Here is a 22247-nt window from a genome sequence, read left to right on the forward strand (position 1 = left end):
TGTACACTGGTGGGGAGAAACCGGTAAACGAAAGGCTCACTCATGCCAGTTCAAGATAATTCACGCAAGACCGTCGCCGTGGTGGACGGCAATTCGCTCATGCATCGTGCGTTCCACGCGGTGCCGCCCACGATGAACGCTCCCGATGGCCGTCCGACGAACGCGGTCTTCGGCTTTTTGAATATGTTTCTCAAGATGGTCGACGAGTTTAGGCCCGATGCTATCGCGGTTGCCTTTGACAAGGGCCGCCCTCGCGTGCGCATGGAGATGCTGCCGCAGTACAAGGCCCAACGTCCTCCGATGGATCCCGATCTGCACGCGCAGTTCCCTATGATCAAGCAGCTGCTCACCACGCTCAACATCCCCATCTTGGAGTCGGAGGGCTGGGAAGGCGACGACATCTTGGGAACCCTTGCCCGCGCGGGCGAGGAGGCTGGATGCGATATGTACCTGGTCACGGGCGACCGCGACATGTACCAGCTGGTTACCGAGCACATCAACGTGGTGTCTACGCGCAAAGGACTCTCGGACGTGGCCATCATGACGCCGGAGAGCGTAGACGACCTCTATCACGGAATCACTCCCGCCCTCGTGCCCGATTTCTATGGACTCAAGGGCGATAGCTCCGATAACATCCCCGGCGTGCCGGGCATCGGTCCCAAGAAGGCGAGCGCGCTCATCGCGCAGTACGGCAGTCTCGACGAGGTGATTGCCCACGCCGACGAGGTTAAGGGCAAGATGGGCGAGAACCTCCGAGCGCATATCGATGACGCTCTGCTCTCACGCAAGGTGGCTACGATTCGTACCGATGCCCCCGTTGCGTACGATTTTGAGAACGAGGCGTTTCCCGCGTTCGACGCCCAAGCGGTAAACGATGCCTTGGGCGAGCTCGGTATCATGGCGATGCAAAATCGCTTTCTTGCGCTGATCGACGGCGGGGAGGTGCCTGCTTCTGCTGCATTTGAGATGTCGAAGCCGGCCATGGTGACGGGGTCGGACCGAGGCGCCCTCGCGGATGCCGCAGATGAGCTTTCCCGTGCGCTCGAGGCGGGGGAATGGGTTGCGGCCGTGCTCGATGACGATTGCGAGGAGGGCGCTCTTTTTGGTATGACGCACACCCTTTGGGTGGCGACAGGACGTTGTCTATTTGGCTTTGAGCAGCAGCTGGGCGGCGCCGTAGAAGATATTCCAGGGTTCGATTTCTCCCGTGGCTTGGTTGCAGGCGTGCTTTCTCGCCTGTTGCGTGAAGGCCGCGTGGTCTCGCCTGATATCAAGGGGCTCATTCACGAGCTTTCGCCGGTCGATTCGAGCGAAGCCGAACAACTCGACCCGCTGACGCTCGATTCGGCGCGGCTGTTCGACACCGTCGTTGCCGCCTACCTGCTCGATTCCTCGCGCGATGCCTTTGATGACGCCTATCTTGCCGATCGCTATCTGCAGGTTTCGCTTGCGCCCGCACGCGGAGAGGAGGGAGCCGCGAATGATGCCCCCGCTCGTGCGGCGCGCACCGCCGCGCTTGCCCTGGCGATTCGCGAGCCGCTCGAGAATGCCCTTGAGCGCGAGGGCGCGACGCGTGTTTTTTCCGAAATTGAGATGCCTCTTGTGCCGGTGCTTGCTTCCATGGAACGCACGGGTATGCTTGTCGACCCCGAACGCCTGCATGCGCTATCGGAGGGCCTCGAAGGCCAGATCGATGAACTGGCGTGCAAGATCCGCTCACTTGCGGGTGACGATACGTTCAACATCTCGAGCCCTATGCAGCTCAGCCATATCCTGTTCGACGTGATGGGCCTGCCCACCAAGGGTCTGAAGAAGACCCAGCGTGGCTACTACTCCACCAACGCCAAGAAACTCGAGGAGCTTGCTCGCGACCACGAGATCGTGCGTCTGATTCTCAAATATCGCGAGATGACCAAGATCAAGTCGACCTATCTGGATACGTTGGGCCCGCTGCGCCAGGGGGACGGCCGCGTGCACACCACGTACAACCAGACCATCACGGCGACGGGTCGCCTGTCCTCGTCTAATCCCAACCTGCAAAACATCCCGACGCGCTCCGAGTTGGGCCGTACCGTCAAGACGGCGTTCTCTGCGGGCGAGGGGTCGGTTTTCCTTGCGGTCGACTACAGCCAAATCGAATTGCGTCTTCTGGCGCACCTTTCGGGAGACGAGCACTTGGTGCGCGCTTTCAACGAGGGCGAGGATTTCCACGCCGAGACCGCTTCGCGCGTGTTTGGCGTGCCGGTCGATCAGGTGACGCCGCAGCTGCGTAGCCGCGCCAAAGCCGTTAACTTTGGCATCGTGTATGGCCAGCAGGCCTACGGGCTTTCTCAGACGCTCGACATTCCGATGTCCGAGGCCCGTGAGATGATCGATCGCTATTACGAGGCCTATCCGGGCGTGCGCGTGTTCTTGGATCGCGTGGTGGAGCAGGCCAAGCAGACAGGTTATGCCGAGACTATGTTCGGTCGTCGGCGCCATATCCCTGAGCTCAAGATGAAAAATCCCATCCAGCGCGGTTTTGGTGAGCGCACGGCCATGAATCATCCCATGCAGGGAAGCGCCGCGGACATCATCAAGATCGCCATGATTCGTGTGGCGCGTCGCCTGGAGGCGGAGGGTTTTGCTGCTCGTATGATCTTGCAGGTACACGACGAACTTGACTTCGAGTGCCCCGAGGCAGAGGTCGAACGCCTCACGTTGATGGTGCGCGAGGAGATGGAAAACGTCGTTGAGCTGCGCGTTCCGCTTATCGCCGAGGCATCCACGGGTATCACCTGGGCCGACGCCAAGTAGTGATTGCGCTCCGCCTGCTGGACGGATGTAGGAAAACCCACGCACAAACGTCAACTTTTGTCCCAAAAGAGGGAAAAGCGAACGTTTCTGCGTGGGTTTCGCATTTTGGCGGGCAGGCTTTCGGGTGAATGCCGTGCATTGGCTGGCTGCTTCTTACGCGGAGGCCTTCTTCGCGGCGAGGATCGCATCGATAAGGGCGAGGACACCGGCGTCGTTGTTGCTGGGAACGCGCCAGGAGGCATGCTCTTCCATGTGCGCCTCCGCGTTTGCAACGATAAAGCTGTGGCCCACGCGCTCGAGCATGGGGATGTCGTTATAGGTATCGCCCACGGCTGCAGCGTCTGCCTCGTCGATGCCGAGCTGTGCGCACAGATGCGCCACGCCCGAGCCCTTATCGACCCCAAGATTCATGAAGTCGATCCACTCGCGGCCCGCGTTGGTGATATACAGTCGGTCGCCAAATGTGGGTCCGTACACATCGGCGTAGGCGGGCTCGGCATCCCACTCAGGGAAGAACAAGCTGATTTTGTTGGCGTCAGCGTCGACCTCGTCAAAGGAATCGACAAAGATGATGTCTTCGTAATAAACGCCCACCTCGCCCGCGTACTCGCGGTCGCGCTTGAGCATATAGACGTGGTTAAAGGCGCAAAGTACGCAGGCGCAGTTGCCGCACTGCGCCGCAAAGTTGAGCACCTCGCGGTAGAGGTCGTGGTCGAGGAGGTCGCGAAAGACGTATTCGTCGTGCCAGAGAGCGCAAGCCCCGTTATCGGAGCAGAAGGAGAGCTTATGTGCATGCCCGGAGAACATCTCCTGCAGCTTGGGCGCCGGCCGTCCGCTTGCGGGGCAAAAGACCACGCCGGCCTCGTAAAGCGCATCGAGACGCTCGAAAAGACCCTCGGGAAATCCTCGGTCGTCGGTGAGGAGCGTTTTGTCCATATCGACGGCGAGCAGCTTGATGTCGTCGAGGCGGGGGTCCTGGAGATAATCCGGCAGCATGGGTTTCCTTTTCTTCGATTCGGCTGAGCTCAGTATAGCCAAGCCGCTTTGACATTGTTTTCTCCGTGTTACGTGATGTTCATCACTGAGGGGATGGTTTCACGGGCGCGGCAGGTAGAGCGTTTTGTAGATACGGGGAGGATGCGTTTTTGCGCGAATTTATTCATATCGCGTGCAGAAAAGGCAGAGAAGCTGCTATAACAAGTACCGCGAGTCTTCGAACGGCTCGCGGACATATTCGTTGCTCCAATAGCTATCAAGGGTGAAAGGAAGCAAACATGAGCAAGGAAAAGGTAGTACTGGCTTATTCCGGCGGTCTCGACACCTCCGTCTGCGTCAAATGGCTGCAGACCGAGAAGAACCTCGACGTTATCTGCGTGTGCGGAAACGTCGGCCAGGAGGAGACCGATCTTGAGAAGAAGCGTCAAAAGGCTCTGAGCCTTGGCGTTCTCGACTGCAAGGTGCTCGACCTTCGCGATGAGTTCTCCGATGAGTACCTCACTCATGCCATCGCTGCTAACTCCATGTATGAAAACAAATACCCGCTGCTGAGCGCCCTTTCGCGCCCGCTGCTCGCCGCCAAGCTCGTTGAGGTTGCCCACGAGTACGGTGCCACGTACGTTGCTCATGGCTGCACGGGTAAGGGTAACGACCAGGTTCGTTTCGAGGCAGGCGTGCTGGCTCTCGATCCCGACCTCAAGGTTATCGCTCCTGTGCGCGAGTGGGACCTCAAGTGCCGCCCGGACGAGGTTGCCTATGCTCACGAGCACGGCATCCCTGTTCCCGAGGGCGCTAACGACAACCCCTATTCCATCGACGATAACCTGTGGGGCCGCGCAATCGAGTGTGGTCACATGGAGGACCCCTGGAACGAGCCGCTCGATGACGCTTGGACGATGACCAAGAGCCCCGAGAACACCCCGGATACTCCCACCTATGTGGAGATCGGCTTTGAGGCCGGCAAGCCCGTATCCATCGATGGCGAGCAGATGAAGCTCTCCGAGCTCATCATCAAGCTCAACAAGATCGCTGGCGACAACGGCTTTGGACGTCTCGACCTCGTTGAGGATCGCCTCGTGGGCCTGAAGTCTCGCGAGTGCTATGAGGTTCCGGCTGCGCTCACACTCCTGCAGGCCCACAAGGCGCTTGAGGACCTGACCGTCGAGGGTGACGTGCTGCGTGCCAAGTTTGCGCTTGAGCAGCAGTGGGCCACGACTGTCTACAACGGCAAGTGGTTTAGCCCCCTCAAGGCCGCGCTCGATGCCTTTATGGACGAGACCCAGAAGTTTGTGACCGGCACTGTGCGACTCAAGTTCTTCAAGGGCAATCTCACCATCGTGGGCCGCAAATCCCCGCACTCACTCTACGATTACGGTCTGGCTACCTACGACCGCGACACCACGTTTGACGAGAAGAGCGCCGCTGGTTTCATCTATCTCGACACGCTGTCGCTCAAGACTTGGTCCAAGGTCCAAGGCCCCGGTTCCGGTATCGCATAAAAGCTCGGGTGCCGGCAGCAATGCACTTTATTCGCGGCGCCGCAGCTAATGAGCTGCGACGTCGCTTTTTTCTATACACTAAAGCTGTTTGAAATCGATTTGAGGAGGTTTCCCATGGCGTTGTGGGGAGGCCGTTTTGAGGCGGGCGTGGCGCAGGTTACGCAGGAGTTTGGCGCGTCGTTGCCCGTCGACAAGCATCTGTACCGTCAGGATATCGCGGGTTCCAAGGCTCATGCCAAAATGCTTGCAGCTCAGGGCATCATTAGCCAAGCCGATGCTGAGTTGATTTGCTCTGGACTCGATGGGATCGGCGCCGATATCGATGCTGGCAAATTCACGTTCGATATCAACGACGAGGACATTCACATGTCCATTGAGTCCGAGCTTACGCGTCGTATCGGCGAGGCGGGAAAGCGTCTGCATACTGGTCGTTCGCGCAATGACCAGGTTGCAACCGACACGCGCCTTGGATGCAAGGCTTTGGCCAAGGAGCTTATGGAGGCGAACCTTCATCTCCGTCAGGTCCTAATTGCCGCGGCGCAAAAGTACTCCGATGTGATTCTGCCCGGCTACACACACCTGCAGCATGCACAGCCCGTGCTTTTCTCCCATCACCTGCTTGCCTATGTCTGGATGTTTACCCGCGACTTCCAGCGTCTTGTTGCCGCGTTCGACGCTGCCGATGCCTCGCCTTTGGGGGCTGCCGCTCTTGCTGGTACCACCTATCCGCTTGACCGTCAGATGACCGCTGCCGAGCTTGGCTTTTCGCGCGTGATTCCCAATTCGCTCGATGCCGTCTCCGATCGTGACTTCCTGCTCGATCTTCATTACGCGGGCTCTGTGATGGCCATGCACCTCTCACGCTTGTCCGAAGAGATCGTCTTGTGGTCTACGTCCGAATTTGGTTTCATCACGCTTTCCGATAGCTATTCTACGGGCTCGTCCATTATGCCGCAGAAAAAGAACCCCGATTTTGCCGAGCTTATCCGCGGCAAGAGCGGCCGCGTGTATGGCAACCTTACGCAGCTGCTCGTGACCATGAAGGGCCTTCCCCTTGCCTACAACAAGGATTTGCAGGAGGACAAGGAGGGCGCTCTCGATACGGCGCATACGCTCATGCAATGTCTTTCGGTCATGGCCGGCATGATCGAAACCTGGACGGTCAATGAGGACGCCATGCGCCGCGAGTGCGGCGTGGGCCACCTTGCCGCAACCGATGTTGCCGATTATCTGGCCAAGCGAGGTCTGCCGTTTCGCGAGGCACACGCCGTCGTGGGCCATCTTGTGCTTACGTGCGAGAAGCGCGGCTGCAACCTTGAGGATCTTCCTTTCGAGGTGTTCCAGGAGGCAAGCCCTCTGTTCGAGCGCGATATTACCGAGGCGCTCGACATCCCGTCGATCGTGGCGGCGCGTATCACCGAAGGCGGTACGGCACCCGCAGCCGTGGCCGAGCAGCTCTCTTCTGCTCAAAAGCAGCTTTCTCTCGATGAGGCCAGACTTTCCGAGTTGACTCCTGTAGTCGAGATGGGCTCTGGGGCAAACTAGGAACGTTTGTATTTTAGGGGCGCAAACAATCAATGTTTTCCGCGAGGTGCTCACGCAATTGCGTAGGGCACCTCTTTTTATATGTGGGCGAGCCTGCGCTTTGAATTGCGGAGAACTCTTGTGGGAGTGGTGCGCAACGGCGTGAAATAGCCCACTCGCGGGCGTTAAACGACTCTTCACTCGCTTCATTGCCTGCGAACGTTGTGCTGATGGTAGGCTAATCGCGCTTCGAAGGCAGGAGGTTACATATACGGAGATCCCAGTAAGTTGCTACTTGCTGTTTCGAATGGAACTCTGCAGCGATGCAATCCCGAGCGGGTGCCCCAACGGACGTGGGCACGTACGAACCTACTTGAAAGGCTACAACTATGGCTATCGAGAAGACATTTATCATGATCAAGCCCGACGCCGTGCGCGATCGCAAGATCGGCGAGATCGTCACGCGTATCGAGCGCATCGGTCTTGTCATCGAACGCATGGAGATGACCACCCTTGACCGTCCGACGGTCGAGGAGCACTACGCCCATTTGGCAGACAAGCCGTTCTTTGGTGGCCTTTGCGACTTTATGACCAGCGGTCCTGTTGTTAAGATGATTGTTTCTGGCCCTTCTGCCGTGGCTAAGATGCGCACCCTTATGGGCGCTACCAATCCACTCGACGCTGCTCCTGGCACCATCCGCGGCGACTTTGCCGTCGATGTCGACGCTAACGTGATCCACGGCTCCGACTGTGTCGAGAACGGCGAGATCGAGATCAAGCGTTTCTTTGGCTAATCAGCTTTGGCTCCTCAGAGCTGTTGGCGTGTGGCATGGGCGCCGTGGAATTGCATCCACGGCGTTTTTCATGGCGGTGCTTTGCCGCCTGTCGGAAGGCGACTTGCGATTTTGTCCCTGTTGCTATCAAATGCTAATGGTTAAAAGAGATATTCGTTTATTCGCCACCTTGTTGCGGGGTGCGAATTAAGGAGATTGCCATGCCCGCCGATCCCATCCGCGATGTCGCATATTGTGAGACCCTTAATCGCGAACTTGTTTGCGCGCTTGGTTGCACCGAGCCGATTGCCGTCGCATACGCCGCAGCGCTGGCGAGCCAGACCTTATGTGGCGAGCCCGAGCATATGGATGTCGCTTGTTCCGGCAATATCATCAAAAACGTGAAGAGCGTGACGGTGCCCAATTCGGGCGGGATGCGCGGCATCGAGGCGGCAGCCGTCTTGGGCGCCGTGGGCGGTGACGCAAAGAGCGCCCTCGAGGTGCTGGAAAGCGTAGATGACGCCGCGCGCGCCCGTGCGAACGAGCTGCTGGTCGACTCTTCGTACTGTAATGTTTCGCTGGTCGAGGGCGTTCCCAATTTGTATATCAAGGTGACTGCAACGTACGGGAGCCATGTTGCCGTCGTCGAGATTATCGACCATCACACCAACGTGACATGCCATACGTTGGACGGCATCCCAGTGTGCGGCAAGTCGGCGGGGGAGTGCGCGGCTTGCGCCGAGCGCGTGGTGGCCGAGCGCGCCTCCGTTAGCGCCGAGGCGCCCATGACCGTCGAGTCCATCATCGACTTCATCGAGAACGGCGATATCGACGCTGCGCGCGAAGCGGTTGAGCGCCAGATCGAACTCAATGGTGCCATCAGTGCCGAGGGCCTGGCTCACTCCTGGGGAGCCGAGGTCGGTCGCACCCTGTTGGGGGCTCGTGCGGCCGATGTCGCCTGCCGTGCCCGCGCACGTGCTGCTGCCGGCTCAGACGCTCGCATGAATGGCTGCGCGCTGCCGGTGGTTATCGTATGCGGATCGGGCAATCAGGGCATCACCTGCGCGCTCCCCGTTATGGAATATGCCGAGTTCTTGCGCTGCGACCATGAACGTCTGGTGCGTGCCGTCATGCTGTCCGACCTCATTGCCGTGCACGTTAAAAGCTATATTGGCGCGCTTTCCGCTTTTTGCGGTGCCATCTGTGCCGCCTGCGGTGCGGGCGCTGCCATCACCTGGCTGTGCGGCGGTACGCGCGAGCAGATCGGTGCCACCGTTTCCAATACGCTGGGCAATGTTGGCGGCATCGTGTGCGACGGTGCCAAGGCGAGCTGTGCTGCCAAGATTTCGGCTGCGGTGGACGCGGCGATTCTTGGACACGACATGGCCATGCAGGGTCGTGGCTTCCGTGCGGGAGAGGGTCTTATTCAGGATACGGTTGAGCAGACGATCGCCAGCATGGGCTACGTTGGCCGTGTGGGCATGAAGGACGCCGACGTGGAGATTCTCAACATCATGATCGGCAAGACTCAAGTCGAGTGCTAGGGACGCTGGGTGGAGAAAATAAACCGCTGACCGCTCATCGACAACTTGCTACCGCCCATATTAGAGGTATTGCGGAAAAGTCTCCACACGCCCAAAAAATGGCAGTTCGCGCTTGAAATCGAAGCCGATTCACCGTAACCTATACCATCGTGATTGCATAAGCGTCACGTCAGTATCTGTTGGCCCCCGAGATATATCCAAACGGTGCGCGCGCCGGATGGCTTCTTTGTCCGTTCCTACCGCACATCTGCAGGCTTGCAATCGGGGCCCCGTAAGTTCGAAAGGGGTCCACCTTTGAGTGAGATTCAGAACACGTCCGTTTTTTCGCTGGATGAGGGTGCGGACGACGAGATGGAGAAGAGCCTGAACGACCTTCCCACCTTTGACGAGGGCGACCTTGTCACCGGTACGGTCGCTTCCATCGGTCGCGATGAGGTCCTGGTAGACCTTCACTCCAAGTCCGAGGGCGTTATTCCCGTTCGCGAGCTTTCCATCCGCAAGGATATCAACCCTGCAGATATCGTCGCTCTTGGCGATACCGTTGAGGCCCAGGTTGTCCAGAAAGAGGACAAGGAGGGCCGCATGGTCCTCTCCAAGCGTCGTGCTGAGTACGAGCGCGCTTGGAACCGCATCGAGGAGAAGTTCAACTCTGGCGAGAACGTCGAGGGCGAGGTCATCGAGGTCGTCAAGGGCGGTCTTATCCTCGACATCGGCCTGCGCGGCTTCCTGCCCGCTTCCCTCGTGGACCTGCGCCGCGTGAAGGATCTCACCTCCTACCTGCACACTTCCATCGAGGCTCGCGTTATCGAGATGGATCGCAACCGCAACAACGTCGTTCTCTCCCGCCGCGTGGTGCTCGAGGAGTCCCGCAAGGCCGAGCGTTCCGAGATTCTCTCCAAGCTCAAGAGCGGCATGCGTCTCAAGGGCACTGTTTCCTCCATCGTGGATTTCGGTGCATTTGTGGACCTCGGCGGCATCGACGGCCTGATTCACATCTCCGAGCTCTCTTGGAACCACGTTAACCATCCCTCCGAGGTCGTCAAGGTCGGCCAGGAGGTTGAGGTCGAGGTGCTCGACGTCGACCTGAACCGCGAGCGCATCTCCCTCGGTCTCAAGCAGACCACCGAGGATCCTTGGCGTGCACTCGTCAAGAAGTATCCCGTGGGCGCTATCGTCGAGGGTTCCGTCACCAAGCTCGTGCCGTTCGGCGCTTTCGTCGACCTCGGCGAGGGCATCGAGGGCCTGGTGCACATCTCCGAGATGGCCAACAAGCATGTCGACCAGCCTTCTCAGGTCACCCACGTGGGCGACAAGGTGCAGGTCAAGGTTATGGAGATCGACCTCGACCGTCGTCGTATCTCCCTGTCCATGAAGTCTGCTGCTGAGACCCTGGGCTTCGAGATTGACGTCACCCCGCTTCCCAACGAGAAGAAGGATGACGAGACTGAGGCCGAGGCTGAAGCTGACGCCGAGTAGCGCTTCTTTTCATAGAACGTGATAACGACCCCCGGTGTATTTCTACCGGGGGTCGTTTTGTTATCGCCCATGCCGTCCGCGTGCCGATGCTCGCCTGTGCACGGTTTACAGCGCATGCTATGATGGGCAGCGTTTGGATTCGATCGATTGGTGGTTTCGGTGATGAGTCAATACACGGCGGCTCCTTTTGCCGACCGTTCGGCGGTTCTGCTGGATTTTGATGGCACTATTGCCAATACCGGCACGTTTATTATGCGTTGTGCGCGTGAGGCCTTAATCGAGTGCGGCTATCCCAGAGAAGCCGAAGGCGATTTGCATTCCTTAATCGGCCCGCCGCTCTGCAATGGCTTTGCTGATCTCTGTCATCAGTCTCTCGAAGAGGGCATACGTATCACCGAGGTGTACCGTCGGATTTTTGATGGGGATATGTCGCCCGATTATTACCCGGTCTTTCCCGGCATGCGCGAGCTGATTGCTGCCCTCCACGAACAGGGTAGGCGGGTTGCCGTCGCGACGTCTCGTCTTGAGACAACGGCATGCCAAATGATCGATTCGCTCAATCTCCCTCCCTTTGATGCGGTTGTGGGCAGATTGGAGCCCGGTCGCGATACCAAGGCGGAATCCATTCGCGACGCTATGGCGCAGCTTGGTGCCACTATCGATGACTCCGTGATGGTGGGCGATCGTTTTCATGATGTCCGTGGTGCGCACGAGCGGGGGATTCCCTGTATTGGTATCTATACCGGCGCGGCTGATGAGGGGGAGCATGAACGAGCTGGAGCGGATTTCGCGGCGCATGACGTTGCGGAGCTTGCTTGGGCTTTGGGCGTTGAGCTTTAAGGTGTTCGCCTATTTTGACACATATGGTTGTACACGGCTTGGATTGGAGCTACATGATGGATAAAGAACTCGAGAAGCGCGTTGACGAGTACGTCGATGAGGTATGGGGCAACGTCCTCGACGATATCGCCACTCTGGTGGCGGTGCCTTCTGTGGCGATTGAAGGTGCAAACGAGCCAGGCGCTCCGTTTGGTAAGGACTCGCGCGCTGCTCTCGACTGTGCACTGGGCATCGCCGCGAAGCTTGGTTATCAGACCTCCGATGACGAGGGCTATATGGGCATGGCAGATATTCCCGGCGAGTCGGAGCGCCAGATCGCCACGATTGCTCATGTCGATGTGGTCCCTGCCGGCCCCGGCTGGAACACCGATCCGTTTACCATGGTGCGCCGTGACGGTTGGCTTTTGGGCCGCGGCGTTATCGACGACAAGGGCCCTGCCGTTCTTGGCCTGTACGCTGGCGCATTTCTTCTTCGCGAGGGCGTGACTCCCAGATACACGTTCCGTGCGCTTTTGGGCTGCGATGAGGAGACGGGCATGAAGGATGTGCCTCATTACCTGTCGACTCATGAGGACCCGGCGTTCCTGTTTACCCCGGATGCAGAGTTCCCGGTTTGCAATGCGGAGAAGGGCCAGTTTGGCGCTACCTTTACCAGCGGCGTGATTGCCGATGGCAAGATTTTGTCCTGGAGCGGTGCCGAGGCCACCAACGCCGTGCCGTCTCAGTCCATCTGCGAGGTTGCCGTCGATGCCTCTGAGCTTCCTGCCCCCGTGGCCAATGCCGATCGTCTGACGATTGAGCCCGTAGGCGACGGTCGCACCCGCATTATGGCTCAGGGTATTGGCGGGCATGCCTCCATGCCCGAGGGTACGCTCAACGCCATCGCGCTCGTACTTGGCTACCTCAAGGAAACGGGCATCTGCAAGGGTGACGAGGCGCAGGCGCTCGAGCTGCTCTCGATCATTCATGCCGATACTACAGGTTCCGCTTTGGGTGTCGCCGCCTCGAACGATGCTTTTGGACCCCTTACGCTCAACGGCGGCACCATCGAGGTCAAGGAGGGTCGCATCCTACAGACCATCGACGTTCGCCTGCCCAACTGCGTGAACCTGACCGAGCTTGAGGATACCTGCCGCGCGGTGGCAGAGCGCTTTGGCGCGACGCTGAATGTTGACCATGCGGTCGAGGCCTTCTATATCCCCGCGGATAGCCCGGCGGTTAAGACGCTTATCGATACGTATAACGATGTGACGGGTGAAAACGCCACCCCGTTTTCCATGGGTGGCGGCACCTATGCGCGTAAGTTCAAAAGCGCCGTTTCCTTTGGCGCCGAGACCCATGGCCTGGTCTTGCCTGAGTGGGCCGGTCTCATGCATGGGCCCAACGAGGCCGCAAGCGAGGTGCAGCTCAAGCAGGCGCTTAAGATTTACATCCTGGCGATTTTCCGTCTGATGGAGCTCGATCTGTAAACAGAACGCGGATTTTCCTTTCTGGTGCCCCGGTGGCTTTGCTGCCGGGGCATTTTTGCGCTGAATTTCCGGCGGGGGAGATCAGGGTGTTCTTCGCACGAAATTAACCAAACGAACCTTTTGTAAAGAGCGCGTAAATGACGCACGAGAGCTGCGTAATGTTTAGTCACGTGCGCGTAATGAGGTGTCGTTGAGCAAAAAAACGCATTGGCGTGCGCCTAAAGTTCTCATCAAGGATTTAGCAGGTGGGGTTGCACCGGACGGTTTCTCGCAAGGGCCTCGGCATCTGTTCTCATGCGGGGAGCCGCGCGATGCAACCAGATCTACTCGTCGAGCACAGGGCGCGACGATGATCTAGACGCCATCTGCGTTGATGTGCGAACGGGTATGTTCGCGAAAGGAGAACCATGTTCGACTATTCTTGCTCTCGTCGTCAGTTCCTGGGTCTTGCTGGCGGTATTGCTGCTATGGCCGGTCTTGGCCTTGCTGGCTGCGGCAACTCTGCTGCTTCCGCTGCCAAGGGCTCCGCTGCCGGCTCTGCTGCTGCCAAGGATATCGCGGGTGAGGTGACGTATGACGGCGCTTCTTCGTTCCAGGCGCTCGTTGAGGCCGCTGCTGAGAAGTTCATGGACAAGTATCCCGACGTCATCATCTCCGGTTCTGGTAACGGCTCGGGCAAGGGCCTGACCGCTGTTACCGCCGGCACCGTGACTATTGGTAACTCCGATGTCTTCGCCGAGACCAAGCTCGAGAAGGACGATGTCAAGAACCTCGTCGATCACGAGGTCGCTGTTGTGGGCATGGGCCCTGTGGTTTCCAAGAACGTGAAGGTTGACGACCTTTCCCTCGAGCAGCTGAAGGGCATCTTCTCCGGCACCATTACCAACTGGAAAGAGGTCGGTGGTGACGACGTTACCATCGTTGTGCTCAACCGTAAGGCCGGTTCTGGTACGCGTGCCACCTTTGAGGCCGCTGTCTTTGGTTCTGAGGCAAACGAGTTCAAGGGCGATGCGGAGCTCGACAAGTCCGGCGACGTTCAGACTCAGCTTTCCAGCACCGACAACGCCATCTCCTACCTTGACTTTTCTCACTACGACGATTCCAAGTTCAACGCCGTCAAGGTCGAGGGCGTCGAGCCCAAGAGCGAGAACGTCTTCGACAACAAGTTCCCCATCTGGGCAACCGAGCATATGTACTGCGCCAAGGACGCCGATGAGGCTACCACTGCCTTCCTGGACTTCATGCTTTCCGATGATGTCCAGAAGGAGCTCGTTGAGCAGCAGGGCTTTATTCCTGTTTCCGAGATGAAGGTTGTCAAGGACGCTTCCGGCAAGGTGACCGAGAAATAACGGCGCTGCCTTCCGATCTATTCCCTGCTTACTGTTGCTACAACGAAAGGTGCGTAATGGCAAAGCAGATGCCAAAACGCAACCTTGAAAAAGTGGGTTTGGGTGTCACGGGCGCGTGCGTCGTGCTCGTGACACTTGTTGTGTTGGCCCTGATCATCATGGTCGCCCAGAAGGGTCTCTCCGCCTTTTTCAAGGATGGCGTCAACATTGCCGGGTTCTTTGGGGGAACCAAATGGGATCTCTCGAACTCGGATCAAAACGGTATGCCCTATACCGGTGCTCTTCCCCTGATCGTCACTTCTTTTTCTGTGACGATCCTCTCCACGATCATCGCGCTGCCCGTCTCGCTGGGCTCGGCGATTTTTGCTGTCGAGATTCGTCCGCGTTTTGGCTCAAAGGTTTTTCAACCTTTGATTGAGCTTTTGACGGGTATTCCGTCGGTCGTGTTCGGTCTTATTGGCTTTCATGTTGTCGTGGGTGCATGCAAAGCGATCTTTGGGGTCTCGACCGGTTTGGGTATCCTTCCCGGTTCTATCGTTTTGGCTGTCATGATCCTGCCGACCGTAACCACGCTTTCCATTGACGCCTTGCGCGCCGTGCCGGATGGCTACCGTCAGGGTTCTTTGGCGCTTGGTTACACGCGCTGGCAGACCATTTGGCACGTTGTGCTTAAAAGCGCCCTTCCTTCGCTTATGACCGCCGTGATCTTGGGCATGACTCGTGCCTTTGGAGAGACGCTTGCCGTGCGCATGGTGATCGGTGGTATCGAGAAGATGCCCACCGGTTTGCTCGATGCCGCATCTACCATTACCACCACGCTTACCACCAGCATGGCAGTCTATGCGGAAGGTTCTGCACAGGACGATATCTTGTGGGCGCTTGGCCTGTTGCTCATGGGTATGTCGCTCATCTTCATTTTGATCATCCATCTCATCGGTCGTAAGGGGGCGAAGGCTCGTGGCTAGGTCTGCGGCTCAGGCACAAGATGCCTATCTTGAACGCTCGCAGCGTAACGACAAGATTGCGACCGGCGTGCTCACGCTCATCGTGGGCCTTGTGATGCTCATTGTCGTGTCGATGGTGCTCTTCATTTTGAGCCAGGGTATCGAAACGCTTTTCAAGCCCGGTTTTCTTACCGAGGCCTCGCGTGCCAATGGTACTCAAGGCGGTGTGGCGTATCAGCTATTTGACTCGTTTTACCTGCTGATTCTGACACTTGCCATCTCGCTTCCCATCAGCTTGGGCGGTGCTGTGTTTTTGGTCGAATATGCGCCCGACGGCCCCATCACAAGCATTGCATCGACGGCTATCGAGACCCTTTCGTCACTGCCGTCAATCGTCGTGGGCATGTTTGGCTTTCTGGTCTTTAGCGTGAACTTTGGCTGGAAATACTCGATTCTATCCGGCGCCGTTGCGCTCACCATGTTCAACATCCCCATTCTTGTGCGCGTGATCCAGCAGGCACTGGAAGACGTTCCCGCCTCTCAGCGCGATGCATGTCTTGCTATGGGCCTCACGCGTTGGGAGACCACGGTGCACGTCTTGATTCCCGTGGCTATGCCGGCCATCGTTACGGGCGTGGTGCTTTCGGCTGGTCGCGTGTTTGGCGAGGCTGCTGCTTTGTTGTTCACCTCTGGTATGAGCTCGCCGGTGCGTCTTAATTTCTTTACGCTTAACTTTGCAAGCCCTACCTGCGCCTGGAATGTCTTTAGGCCGGCCGAGTCGCTTGCCGTGCACATCTACAAGATTTACGGCGAGGGAAGCCCCGAGGCTCAAACTATCGTTTGGGGCACCGCCGCTCTATTGATGACCTGCGTGCTTTTATTCAACGTTGCCGCACGCATCGTCGGCAAGGCCCTTGCAAGGAGGATGACGGCCGAATGAGCGTAGAGACTTCTGCGGTGGAGACCGACTCCACAAGCGCCGATTTTATGGCGAGCGTGAGCTCGAGTGAGAAGCAGAACCGCGTGTCGGGCTTCGCCATCTCCGACGAGGTGGTGCTCGAGACCAAGGACGTAAACGTCTATTACGGCAATCACCATGCATTGCACGACACCTCGCTAGCGTTCCATAAAGACGAGATCACAGCCCTCATCGGGCCTTCCGGCTGTGGTAAATCGACGTTCTTGCGCAGTCTTAACCTTATGAATCGCGAGATTCGAGGCTGTCGTGTCGATGGCGAGATCGAGTATCGCGGACACAACATCAATACTCCAAGCGAGAACCTCTATGAGCTGCGCAAATCCATTGGCATGGTGTTCCAGCAGCCCAATCCGTTTCATATGTCCATCTACGACAACATCACGTTTGCCCCTCGTCGTCACGGCGTGCGGGGCAAGGACGTCCTTGATCAGATGGTCGAGGAGAGTCTGCGCGGGGCGGCCTTGTGGGATGAGGTTAAAGACAAACTCGACAAAAGCGCCTTTGCCTTATCCGGTGGCCAGCAGCAGCGCCTGTGCATCGCGCGCACCCTTGCCGTGCATCCCGATGTGATTTTGTTTGACGAGCCGTGCTCGGCGCTCGATCCCATCTCGACCCTGGCTATCGAGGACCTTATGCGCAATGTGGTTAAGGACCGTGCCATCGTCATCGTTACGCACAACATGGAGCAAGCGAGCCGCGTGTCGAATCGCACCGCTTTCTTCTACATGGGCGATATGGTTGAGTACGGCGAGACCGAGCAGATTTTCCAGCGCCCAAACGACGCTCGTCTTAACGATTACCTCACGGGCATGTTCTCCTAGTCGGAATATGTTCCGCTGGCCCGCCGGAAGACGGCGCGCGTTTCTATCGTGTGCGCCACCGGTGCGGCGCTTTGCACAGGGGTGCTGCGGTCGTCCTTTCGGTCGCAGTGCCCTTTTCTTATGCGTGGACGGAGTCGCGTGCTAGCATGGGTACTTGACTGAACATGTACGTTAGGCGGTATTTCTATGGCGGCTCTTCTTGGCTGTGACGCGGTTTCACTCGAATATCCCACCAAGGTCATTCTTAAAGATGTGACGCTGGGCGTGGCGGAAGGCGACCGAATCGGCATCGTTGGCAAGAACGGTGACGGCAAGTCGACGCTTCTTTCGGTGCTTGCTGGAATTGCCGAGCCCGATGAGGGCAGGGTCACGCATCGTCGCGACCTCCGTGTGGGCGTGCTCGGCCAGCGCGATGCACTTTGCGATACCGATACCGTGCATCACGCTGTGGTGGGCGATTTGCCCGAATACGAGTGGGCGGCCTCGCCTGTGGTACGCAGTATTTTGGATGGCCTGATTGCAGATGTCCCTTGGGAGGGAACCGTGGGGGAGCTTTCGGGCGGTCAGAGGCGTCGCGTGGACCTTGCTCGCCTGCTTATTGGCGACTATGACGTGCTGATGCTCGACGAGCCCACAAACCACTTGGATATGCGAACTATCAATTGGCTCGCCGAGCATCTTAAAAGCCGCTGGCAAGCGGGCGTCGGCGCTCTTTTGGTGGTTACGCACGATCGCTGGTTTCTGGACGAGGTCTGTACGTCGATGTGGGAGGTGCACGACGGCTGCGTCGACCCCTTCGAGGGCGGCTATTCCGCCTATATTCTGCAGCGCGTCGAGCGTGACCGCATGGCGCGCGTGACCGAGGAGCGTCGTCGCAACATGGCCCGCAAGGAACTCGCATGGCTATCGCGTGGGGCCCAGGCGCGCAGCACCAAGCCAAAATTTCGCGTCGATGCGGCTCGCGAACTCATCGCCGATGTTCCTCCCGTGCGCGATGAGCTGGAGCTTAAACGCCTGGCGGTTTCGCGCCTAGGCAAGCAAGTCATCGACGTGCTCGATGTGACGGCAGGCTACGATACGGCCGATTCGGAGGCTGGGTCCGCTTTGCGTCCTGTTCTCAATGATGTGACCTGGCTTATCGGCGCCGGCGACCGCTTTGGTCTTTTGGGCGAGAACGGAGCGGGAAAATCGACGCTTCTTAACGTGATCCAGGGCAAGATAGCCCCGTTTTGCGGGCGAGTGAAGATCGGCCAAACCGTACGTTTTGGTGTGCTCTCTCAGCAGCTCGAGGAACTCGACCCTCATATGGACGAGACCATTCGCGAGGTTCTTTCCACGTACAAGCGCGTATATATCGTTGATGGCAAGGAGACGAGCCCTGAGAAGCTCTGCGAGCGCCTGGGGTTCACAACCAAGCAGCTCTGGAGCCGTATCAAGGACCTATCGGGTGGCCAGCGTCGTCGCCTCTCCCTGCTCCTCACGATTCTTGACGAGCCCAACGTGCTCATTTTGGACGAGCCGGGCAACGACCTCGACACCGATATGCTTGCGATTGTGGAGGACCTGCTGGACGGTTGGCCCGGCACGCTTATCCTCGTGACGCACGATCGCTTCTTGATGGAGCGCGTGACCGATTCCCAGTTCGCGTTAATCGATGGGCGCCTGCGCCATGTTCCCGGCGGTGTCGATCAGTATCTCAAGCTTGTAAACGAGGCGAGTACTGCCGCGTCTGAAATCCCTGCATCGCGCACACAGGAGTGTGCCGCCTCTCCGTCTCAGGCGTCCTCGGGGCTTTCCAACGCAGAGCGTCAGCGCTTGCGTCGTGAGGTATCCTCGCTTGAGCGCAAGATGGAGGCGCGTCGCGCCGAGCTCGAAAAACTGCAGGCAGGTATGGCCGATGTCGACCCCACCGATTACGCGGCGCTCGAGGCTCAGCAAAAAAAGATTGATGATAAGCAAGATGAGCTCGATGATCTAGAGACGTCGTGGCTCGAAACCTCCGAGCAGCTTGGAGAATAGCCCGTCCGAGGTAGGGAGAAATTCATCGTTTCGAGAGCGTTTCTTGTCGATTAATGCTTGTGTGCGCCTGCGTTAACCCTCTTTGATTATCCCCGCATCAGCCCTTCTTGCCTGCATACTCAGCAGGTAATGATTGTTAGTGGCTGCGGCGAAGAAGGGTTTATGCTCATGGATCGTTTCAGTTATTGCCTGCCCACGCATTTTGAGTTTGGCGAAGATGCCGAGCTTGAGGTTGGCCGTTTAGTGAGTCGTTTTTCGGGCACGAAGGCGCTTATCGTTTTAGGCGAAGGGTCTGCGCGTCGCTCGGGTCTTTACGCCCGTGTTCGGACCTCGCTCGATAGAGCGCTTTTGGAGTATGCGGTGCTTTCGGGGGTGCAACCGGCGTCTCAGCTTGAGCTGGTGCGAGAGGGTATCGATTTGGCGCGTGATGAGCGGGTCGACTTTATTTTGGCGATTGGCGGCGGCAGCGTAATCGATGTTGCCAAAGCGATTGCTGCAGGCGTGCGCTATCGCGGCGATGTGCTCGATTTCTTTTGCGGCGAGGCCGTGCTCGACGATGCGCTTCCCATTGGCTGCGTGCTTACGACGGCGGCTTCGGGATCGGAGGCGTCTGCTACGGCTATGCTGCAGCTTGAAGAGGGCAGAGGAGTTGCAGAGGCGACCTCCAACGTTTTGATTCCTTCGTTTTCGGTGCTCAATCCTGCTCTGACCGAAACGCTTCCTGCGTATCAGGTCTCTTGCGGCATCTGTGAGACGCTAGCCTATCTATTTGGTTTGTACCTTGAAGATTCCCAGGCAACGGGTGTGAGCGATCGATTGATCGAAGGACTGATGGGCGCGATCGTCGAGGAGACGCCGCTTGTCTTGTCGGATCCTGCCGACGTGCAGGCGCGTGCCGATCTGATGTGGGCTTCCTGCATGGCGCATAACAATATGTGCATGCCGGGTCGCGTTCCGCATCCCGTGAGCCGAGAGATTGCGCTCGTGCTCTCCGCGCGCTTAAAAAAGCCGCTGGGATCGTGCCTCTCTGTTGTGCTGCCGCCGGTTTTGAACTTGGTTATGGAGCGTGACGCTGTACGCCTTGCCCGGTTGGGACGGCGTGTGTGGGGGCTTTCCTCGTGCGGAAACGAGCTTGAAGATGCGCGTGCGGCTATCGAGTGCCTGGGCAATTATCTTGGTGCGTTGCAGCTGCCTCGCTCGCTTGCGGAGCTTGGGGCAACGGGAAAAGACCTGGAGGATGCCGTCGAAGGCACCGGTTTGGTGAAAGAAGCCCTTGAGACGGGAAACTCGCAGGTAATCGAGCATTTTACCAGAGGGGAAGCCCATAGCCTTCTCGTTGCGCTCGCCGGTCGTTCACGAACTGCAGACGTTGCGGCATAGTGTTATCAAGGTCTCTGGCACGCGTTGCAACACTTGGGTGTGCATTGCATTAAAATGAGGGCATCGTCTTATTACGTGCGAGCGCCGCGACGTCGGTTTTGTGGCAAGGGCGCAGCCCGGCTCGCAAAAGGAGGATTTTATGCCTGTTGTTTCTGCTCCTGTTGATGCGACGCAGACCCCGGAGTGGGCGGCGCTTGTCGACCACCAAAAAGAGATTGCTGCGAATTTCACGTTGAAGAAGGCATTTGCCGACGATCCCGATCGTGTTTCCAAGTTCTCACGCGATATGGGCGAGCTGCATTTCGACTTCTCCAAGAACCTCATCAACGAGAAGACACTTAGGCTGCTGCTCGATTTGGCTCGTGCCGTGCACATCGAGGAGCGTCGCGACGCGATGCTTGCTGGCGAGCATGTGAACACGACCGAGGATCGTGCGGTGCTTCATTCCGCCCTGCGCGCTCCCGAGTCCGACCGCGGCTCGCTTATGGTCGATGGACAAGATGTCGTGGGCGACGTTCACGACGTTCTCAATCGCATGTATGCCTTTGCCGACAAAGTACGCAGCGGCGCTTGGACCGGCGTAACGGGCAAGAAGATCGAGCACGTGGTTTCCATTGGTATCGGCGGCTCCGACCTTGGCCCGGTTATGGTCTACGAGGGCCTCAAGCCCTTTGCAAATGCCGGTATCGACTGCACGTATGTGTCGAATATCGACCCCAATGACATTGTCGAGAAGCTGCGCCCCCTCGATCCCGAGACCACGCTCATGATCGTTGTCTCCAAGACCTTTACGACCCTCGAAACGCTTACTAACGCCCGTGAGGCAAAGGCCTGGATGCTCGAAGGCCTCGAGCGCAATGGCGCCATCGACGGTTCCGACGCGAGCCGCATCGACGCCATCAAGAAGCATTTCGTCGCCGTCTCCACTGCGCTTGACCGCGTTGAGGAGTTTGGCATTGATCCCGAGAACGCGTTTGGCTTCTGGAACTGGGTTGGCGGCCGCTATTCCGTCGACTCTGCGGTGGGTCTGTCGCTTATCGTTGCTTTTGGGCGCGAAGTCTTCGAGGAGTTCCTCCGCGGATTCCACGATGTGGACGTCTACTTTAAGGAGACCCCGCTCGAGAACAACGTCCCCGTCCTCATGGGCATGATCAACGTCTGGTACTCCAATTTCTGGCACACCGAGACGCATGCCGTGCTGCCCTATAACCAGTATATGCACCGTTTCCCGGCCTACCTCCAGCAACTCACCATGGAGTCCAACGGCAAGAGCGTGCGCTGGGACGGAAGCCCCGTTTCTTGCGATACCGGTGAGATTTTCTGGGGTGAGCCGGGTACGAACGGTCAGCACTCCTTCTATCAGTTGATTCATCAGGGCACGCGCATGATCCCTGCCGATTTCATCGCCTTCGTGAACACTGCAAATCCCTTGAAGGACGGCGACCAGGATACCCATGAGCTGCTGCTGGGCAACTTCCTTGCTCAGACCAAAGCCCTGGCGTTTGGCAAGACGGCCGACGAGGTGCGTGCCGAGGGTACGCCCGAACCGATTGTCCCCGCCCGCTGCTTTGCCGGCAACAAGCCGTCCACGTCCATTTTGGGCACGGCCCTAACGCCGCATTCGCTGGGTGCCTTCGTGGCGCTCTACGAGTACATCGTGTTCGTCGAGGGCACGGTGTGGGGCGTTGACTCCTTTGATCAGTGGGGCGTCGAGCTTGGTAAGCAGCTCGCTCGCGAGATCACCGTCGCTTTCCATGACGACGAGGCTCTTGCCGAGCAGGATGCGAGTACGCAGGCGCTTATCGCGTTCTACCACGAGCATCGCGCCTAGACGCATG

At 58.2% G+C, this 22247-nt stretch carries 16 protein-coding genes; 15 read left to right on the forward strand and 1 reads right to left on the reverse strand.

The features are described 5' to 3' along the window. Window positions 1-42: 42 nt before the first annotated feature. A complete protein-coding gene (gene polA, locus BQ9843_RS02135; protein ID WP_075843716.1) occupies window positions 43-2796 on the forward strand; it encodes a DNA polymerase I in 2754 nt (917 codons plus the stop codon). A 153-nt stretch (window positions 2797-2949) separates the two neighbouring features. On the opposite strand, the gene BQ9843_RS02140 is transcribed toward polA, so the two are convergent. Next, window positions 2950-3792, reverse strand: a complete 843-nt coding sequence (locus tag BQ9843_RS02140; protein ID WP_075843717.1) for a Cof-type HAD-IIB family hydrolase — start codon at window positions 3790-3792, stop codon at window positions 2950-2952. Window positions 3793-4070: 278 nt separating this feature from the next. On the opposite strand from BQ9843_RS02140, the gene BQ9843_RS02145 reads away from it, so the two are divergent. The 14 genes from BQ9843_RS02145 to pgi all read left to right on the forward strand — a co-directional run bounded on the left by BQ9843_RS02145 (window position 4071) and on the right by pgi (window position 22240). Continuing rightward, window positions 4071-5291: an argininosuccinate synthase gene (locus BQ9843_RS02145; protein ID WP_075843718.1), complete on the forward strand. Its 1221-nt coding sequence runs from the start codon at window positions 4071-4073 to the stop codon at window positions 5289-5291. Window positions 5292-5405: 114 nt separating this feature from the next. Then, entirely contained in the window at window positions 5406-6836 is a 1431-nt protein-coding gene (gene argH, locus BQ9843_RS02150) for an argininosuccinate lyase (RefSeq protein WP_075843719.1), read from the forward strand. 368 nt (window positions 6837-7204) lie between these two features. Next, the gene (gene ndk / locus BQ9843_RS02155) at window positions 7205-7609 is read left to right on the forward strand and encodes a nucleoside-diphosphate kinase (protein WP_075843720.1); all 405 of its coding nucleotides are present in this window, start codon (window positions 7205-7207) and stop codon (window positions 7607-7609) included. 200 nt (window positions 7610-7809) lie between these two features. Further along, entirely contained in the window at window positions 7810-9132 is a 1323-nt protein-coding gene (locus BQ9843_RS02160; protein WP_075843721.1) for an L-cysteine desulfidase family protein, read from the forward strand. A gap of 294 nt (window positions 9133-9426) precedes the next feature. Continuing rightward, window positions 9427-10608, forward strand: coding sequence for a 30S ribosomal protein S1 (rpsA, locus tag BQ9843_RS02165; protein WP_075843722.1), 1182 nt, complete (start codon window positions 9427-9429; stop codon window positions 10606-10608). Window positions 10609-10770: 162 nt separating this feature from the next. After that, complete coding sequence (locus BQ9843_RS02170) at window positions 10771-11448, forward strand: HAD family hydrolase (protein ID WP_075844088.1); 678 nt, start codon at window positions 10771-10773, stop codon at window positions 11446-11448. A 53-nt stretch (window positions 11449-11501) separates the two neighbouring features. After that, a complete protein-coding gene (locus BQ9843_RS02175) occupies window positions 11502-12917 on the forward strand; it encodes a Sapep family Mn(2+)-dependent dipeptidase (protein ID WP_326844820.1) in 1416 nt (471 codons plus the stop codon). Between the two features lie 407 nt (window positions 12918-13324). Next, window positions 13325-14266: a phosphate ABC transporter substrate-binding protein gene (locus tag BQ9843_RS02180; protein WP_075843724.1), complete on the forward strand. Its 942-nt coding sequence runs from the start codon at window positions 13325-13327 to the stop codon at window positions 14264-14266. A 56-nt stretch (window positions 14267-14322) separates the two neighbouring features. After that, on the forward strand, window positions 14323-15231 hold the full coding sequence (gene pstC / locus BQ9843_RS02185) for a phosphate ABC transporter permease subunit PstC (RefSeq protein WP_075843725.1): 909 nt from the start codon (window positions 14323-14325) through the stop codon (window positions 15229-15231). Beyond that, window positions 15224-16150, forward strand: a complete 927-nt coding sequence (pstA, locus tag BQ9843_RS02190; RefSeq protein ID WP_075843726.1) for a phosphate ABC transporter permease PstA — start codon at window positions 15224-15226, stop codon at window positions 16148-16150. The genes pstC and pstA overlap by 8 nt, the downstream gene beginning before the upstream one ends. Further along, window positions 16147-17010: a phosphate ABC transporter ATP-binding protein PstB gene (pstB, locus tag BQ9843_RS02195; protein ID WP_268258797.1), complete on the forward strand. Its 864-nt coding sequence runs from the start codon at window positions 16147-16149 to the stop codon at window positions 17008-17010. Before pstA ends, pstB begins: the two co-directional genes overlap by 4 nt. Window positions 17011-17196: 186 nt before the next feature. Further along, window positions 17197-19029 (forward strand): ABC-F family ATP-binding cassette domain-containing protein, encoded by a 1833-nt coding sequence (locus BQ9843_RS02200; protein WP_075843727.1) that lies wholly within the window; start codon window positions 17197-17199, stop codon window positions 19027-19029. A 168-nt stretch (window positions 19030-19197) separates the two neighbouring features. Continuing rightward, a complete protein-coding gene (locus BQ9843_RS02205; protein WP_195906602.1) occupies window positions 19198-20409 on the forward strand; it encodes an iron-containing alcohol dehydrogenase in 1212 nt (403 codons plus the stop codon). 139 nt (window positions 20410-20548) lie between these two features. Then, a complete protein-coding gene (pgi, locus tag BQ9843_RS02210) occupies window positions 20549-22240 on the forward strand; it encodes a glucose-6-phosphate isomerase (protein WP_075843729.1) in 1692 nt (563 codons plus the stop codon). Window positions 22241-22247 lie beyond the last annotated feature (7 nt).

The sequence above is a fragment of the Collinsella bouchesdurhonensis genome (assembly GCF_900155365.1).
In the GTDB taxonomy this organism is placed as follows: Bacteria; Actinomycetota; Coriobacteriia; order Coriobacteriales; family Coriobacteriaceae; genus Collinsella; species Collinsella bouchesdurhonensis.

Bases quoted from the DNA above. Each gene is read 5' to 3' on its own strand.
- polA (WP_075843716.1), top strand. From the start codon at position 43: ATGCCAGTTCAAGATAATTCACGCAAGACCGTCGCCGTGGTGGACGGC.
- BQ9843_RS02170 (WP_075844088.1), top strand. From the start codon at position 10,771: ATGAGTCAATACACGGCGGCTCCTTTTGCCGACCGTTCGGCGGTTCTG.
- BQ9843_RS02205 (WP_195906602.1), top strand. From the start codon at position 19,198: ATGGATCGTTTCAGTTATTGCCTGCCCACGCATTTTGAGTTTGGCGAA.
- argH (WP_075843719.1), top strand. From the start codon at position 5,406: ATGGCGTTGTGGGGAGGCCGTTTTGAGGCGGGCGTGGCGCAGGTTACG.
- ndk (WP_075843720.1), top strand. From the start codon at position 7,205: ATGGCTATCGAGAAGACATTTATCATGATCAAGCCCGACGCCGTGCGC.
- BQ9843_RS02140 (WP_075843717.1), bottom strand. From the start codon at position 3,792: ATGCTGCCGGATTATCTCCAGGACCCCCGCCTCGACGACATCAAGCTG.
- BQ9843_RS02160 (WP_075843721.1), top strand. From the start codon at position 7,810: ATGCCCGCCGATCCCATCCGCGATGTCGCATATTGTGAGACCCTTAAT.
- BQ9843_RS02145 (WP_075843718.1), top strand. From the start codon at position 4,071: ATGAGCAAGGAAAAGGTAGTACTGGCTTATTCCGGCGGTCTCGACACC.
- pstB (WP_268258797.1), top strand. From the start codon at position 16,147: ATGAGCGTAGAGACTTCTGCGGTGGAGACCGACTCCACAAGCGCCGAT.
- pstC (WP_075843725.1), top strand. From the start codon at position 14,323: ATGGCAAAGCAGATGCCAAAACGCAACCTTGAAAAAGTGGGTTTGGGT.
- pgi (WP_075843729.1), top strand. From the start codon at position 20,549: ATGCCTGTTGTTTCTGCTCCTGTTGATGCGACGCAGACCCCGGAGTGG.
- BQ9843_RS02175 (WP_326844820.1), top strand. From the start codon at position 11,502: ATGATGGATAAAGAACTCGAGAAGCGCGTTGACGAGTACGTCGATGAG.
- BQ9843_RS02180 (WP_075843724.1), top strand. From the start codon at position 13,325: ATGTTCGACTATTCTTGCTCTCGTCGTCAGTTCCTGGGTCTTGCTGGC.
- BQ9843_RS02200 (WP_075843727.1), top strand. From the start codon at position 17,197: ATGGCGGCTCTTCTTGGCTGTGACGCGGTTTCACTCGAATATCCCACC.